This window comes from Embleya sp. NPDC025285 (assembly GCF_055558835.1).
In genome coordinates, this window is record NZ_JBVHLU010000237.1 from 1 (window position 1) to 4,155 (window position 4,155).

The window sequence follows — 4,155 nt, forward strand, 5'->3', positions numbered from 1 at the left end:
CTCCCGACCCACCCCCAAACCGGTCAGATAGCCCGCCAACCGACCCGACCGCGCATCCAACTCCCCGAACGACACCTCCTCCCCACCACACACCAGCGCCACCGCATCCGGAGACCCCTCCACCCACCGGCCCAACAACCCCACCACCGACGCCCGAGCCACCTCGGCAGACGTGTCGTTCCACTCCACCAACACACGCGCACGCTCGTCCGCGTCCAGCACGTCAAGCGTGCCCATTCGGGTGCTCGGCTCTGCGGTCAGTTCGGCCAGGGCCCGGACCCATCGATCGGTGATCGACCGGACGGTGTCCGCGTCGAACAGGTCCGCGGTGCCGGTCACCCAACCCAGCAGGCCGGCACGCCGGCCATGCCGGTCGAACGCCTCGGCGACGGTGACGTCCAGGTCGAACTTGGCCACCGAGGGCAGGTCCGAGGCGGCGTCCGTGGTCGGCGCGTCGGTGCGTACGCCGGGCAGGTCCAGCGCGGCGCGCGCGTTGTTCTGCACCGTGAGCATGACCTGGAAGAGTGGGTGCCGGGCGAGCGAACGGGCGGGCGCGAGTTCCTCCACCAATCGCTCGAACGGCACGTCCTGGTTGCCGAACGCGCCCAGTCCGGCGTCGCGGACCCGGCCCAGCAGTTCGCGGAACGTGGGGTCTCCGGAGAGGTCGGTGCGCATCACCAGGCTGTTCACGAAACACCCGACCGAGTCGTCCAGTGCCTCGTCGGTGCGTCCGGCGACGGCCGCGCCGATCGGGATGTCGGAACCGGCGCCCAGCTTCGACAACAGCACCGCCAGCGCGGCCTGGAGGACCATGAACACGGTCACGCCCTCGGCCCGCGCCAGTTCGACCACACGAGTGTGCGTCTCGGCCGGGATCTCCAACGGCACGCTGTGGCCGACGTGAGTGGCGACCGGCGGACGCGAGTGGTCGACCGGCAAGGGGAGTTCCTCGGGCATTCCGGCCAGGGTCTCGCGCCAGTAGGCGACCTGGGCCGACAACACACTGTTCGGGTCGCCCTCGCCGCCCAGCAACTCGCGCTGCCACAGCGCGTAGTCGGCGTACTGCACCGGCAGCGGCTCCCACGCCGGCTCCTCGCCCGCGCGGCGGGCCGTGTACGCCTGGGCGATGTCCCGGCCCAGCGGTTCCCACGACCATCCGTCGCCCGCGATGTGATGCACCACCGCGACCAGAACGCACTCCTCCTCGGAGCGGAACAGCCATGCACGGATCGGTATTTCGGTGGACAGGTCGAAGGCGTACTCGCTCGCCCGAGCGACCGCCGGCGCCAGTTCGTCGGCTGCGACGCGGCGCACCCGCAGCTCCCACTCGAACCCGGCCGGGTCGAGGACGTGCTGGTACGGCTCGCCGTCCGCGACCGGGAACACGGTACGCAGCACCTCGTGCCGTGCGATCACGTCCCGCAGCGCGTCCGCCAGCGCTTCTTCGTCCAGGTCGCCCGACAGGCCCACCACCACCGGGATGTTGTACGTCGGGTTCGGGCCCTCCAACTGTTCGATGAACCACAACCGCCGCTGGGCGAAGGACAACGGCAGCGGCTCGGGTCGCTTGCGCACGGTCAGCGCCGGGCGTACCGCACCCGTCCCCGACTCGGCGATCCGCGCCGCGAGCGTGGCCGCGGTGGGCGCCTCGAACAGCTCCCGAATCGCGATCTCCGCACCCAGCACCGCACGCACCCTGGACACCAACCGGGTCGCCAGCAGCGAGTGCCCGCCGAGGTCGAAGAAGTCGTCGTCGACGCCGACCGTCTCCAGACCCAGAACCTGGGCGAACACCCCGCACAGGATTTCCTCCCGGGCATCGGTCGCGGCCCGGCCCGCGTCGCCGGCTCCGGTGTACTCCGGCGCGGGCAGTGCCTTGCGGTCCAGCTTCCCGTTCGGCGTCATCGGCAGCACGGACAGCACGACCACGGCAGCGGGCACCATGTACTCGGGCATCTTCTCCGCCGCGAATCGGCGCAGCAGCTCCGGGAGTTCGTGATCGAGCACGGCGGCCTGGCCGCTTGCGGCGGCGGCCACGACGTAGGCGACGAGCCGCTTGTCGCCCGGCACGTCCTCACGGGCGATCACCGCGGCCCGGGCCACCCGCGGATGAGCGACCAACAGCGCCTCGATCTCCCCCGGTTCGATCCGGAAGCCGCGGATCTTGATCTGGTCGTCCGCCCGCCCGGCGAACCTCAACCGCCCGTCGTCGGTCCACCCGACCCGGTCCCCGGTCCGGTACATCCGCGACCCGTCGGCGGCGAACCGGTCCGGGACGAAGCGCAGGCCGGTGAGCCCGGGACGGCCCAGGTAGCCCCGCGCGACGCCCGCGCCGGCCACGTACAGCTCGCCGACCACTCCCGGCGGCACCGGGTTGAGGTACTCGTCGAGCACGTAGGCGCGGGTGTTGACGATCGGCGCGCCGATCACCGGTTCGTCGCCCGGCCGCAGCGGCTCGGACATGGTCGCCACCACCGACATCTCCGTCGGCCCGTAGGCGTTGATCAATCGCCGACCCGGCGCCCATCCGGCCACCAGTTCGGCGTCCAGCGCCTCGCCGCCGGACAGGAGTGTGGAGACCGACGGAAGATCGTCGGGGTCGAGGAGGCCCAGCACGGTGGGCGGCAGCAGCAGGTGGGTCACCCGGTGCCGATCGACGAGGTCGATCAGGCCCGCGCCGGGCAGGAGTTCTTCCGCCGGCGCCACCACGAGACGTGCTCCCGAGCACAGTGCCATCAGCAGCTCCCAGGTCGCGGCGTCGAAGCCCACCGAGGCGAACTGGAGCACCCGGCTGTTCCCGTCCAGGTCGAGTCCGCGTGCCGCGACCAGGTTCACCGCGCCGGCGTGCGACACCAGGACGGCCTTGGGCGTGCCCGTCGAGCCCGAGGTGTAGATCACGTAGGCGAGGCCCTCGGGCCGGGCCGCGGCGACCGTTGCGGGTCCGGTCGCGGGCGCCGCGACGGCGCCCCGCACCCGGTCGTCGTCCAGCGCGATCGTCAGGATGTGCCCGAGCGGCAGGTCCTCCAGGAGCTCTTCCGTGCCCACCAGCGCCATCGCCCGGCTGTCGGTGAGCATGAACATGATCCGGTCGGTCGGCTGCTTGGGGTCGATCGGCAGGTAGGCCGCGCCGGCCTTCCAGACCGCGAGCAGCGCCACCACCAGTTCGACGCCACGCTCCAGCAGCACGGCGACGACCGACTCCGGCCCGACCCCCGACCCGGCCAGGTACCGCGCCAGCCGATCGGCCCGGGCGTGCAACTCCGCGTAGCTCAGCTCGAACCCGTCACCGGCCACGGCCACCGCGTGCGGTGCCCGGGCCACCTGGGCCGCGAACAACTCCGGAACCGTGGCCGTGGGAACGTCCAGCGCGGTGTCGTTCCAGTCCAGCAGCAGCCGGGACCGCTCGGCGTCGTCCAGTACGTCCACGCTGCCCAGCGGAACGTCGCCGGCGGCCGTGTTCGGGAGGCCCACGCCGTCCGCGCCGACCGTACGCGCGGTGGCGTCGGCCAGGACGGTGAGGAAGTTCTCGATCGTGGTGTGCAACATCCGCGTGACCACATGCGGATCGACCGGCGCCGCCGCGTCCACGGTCAACCCGAAGCCCTCGGCGCCGAGGTCATCCACGGACACCACCAGCGGGAAGTTGGTCAGGTCCTCCATGAAGACCGTACGAACGCCCATCGTGTCGTCGTCGGTGCGACCGTCGGGCGCGCCCGGGCCCGGCCGCGGGTCGGCCTCGCGCCCATTCTCCGGCTCGCCGCTGTAGCGGTAGTTGAAGAAGGCGGTGAACAGCGGTGCGTCGCCGGTGATCCCGCTCGCCTGCTGCGCGAGCGAGAGCGGTGCGTGCTCGTGTTCGAGCAACGCGGCGAGTTGGTCCCGCATCGCGGCAACTGCCGCCAAGGCGCCCACGCCCTCGGTACGCGCCCGCACCGGCAACGTGTTCATGAACAGACCCAGCGCACGATCGGCACCGGCACCCGCGTTCATCCGACCGAACAACACCGTCCCGAAAACGACATCGTCCCGCCCCGCCAACACCGACAACACCCGCGCCCAGGCCACATGCAGCAACGTCGCGGGACTCACACCCAGCCCCCGCGCCACCTCCCGAATCCGCACGGCCACCACATCCGCCACCGGCAACTCGGCCCGCCG

General features: G+C 71.7%; 1 protein-coding gene. It reads right to left on the reverse strand.

The genetic code is table 11. From position 1 onward, the window contains the following. Nucleotides 1–4,137 (reverse strand): amino acid adenylation domain-containing protein (locus ACZ4FV_RS51720; RefSeq protein ID WP_465328377.1); only part of this gene is annotated, 4,137 nt, incomplete at its 3' end. Nucleotides 4,138–4,155: the final 18 nt, after the last annotated feature.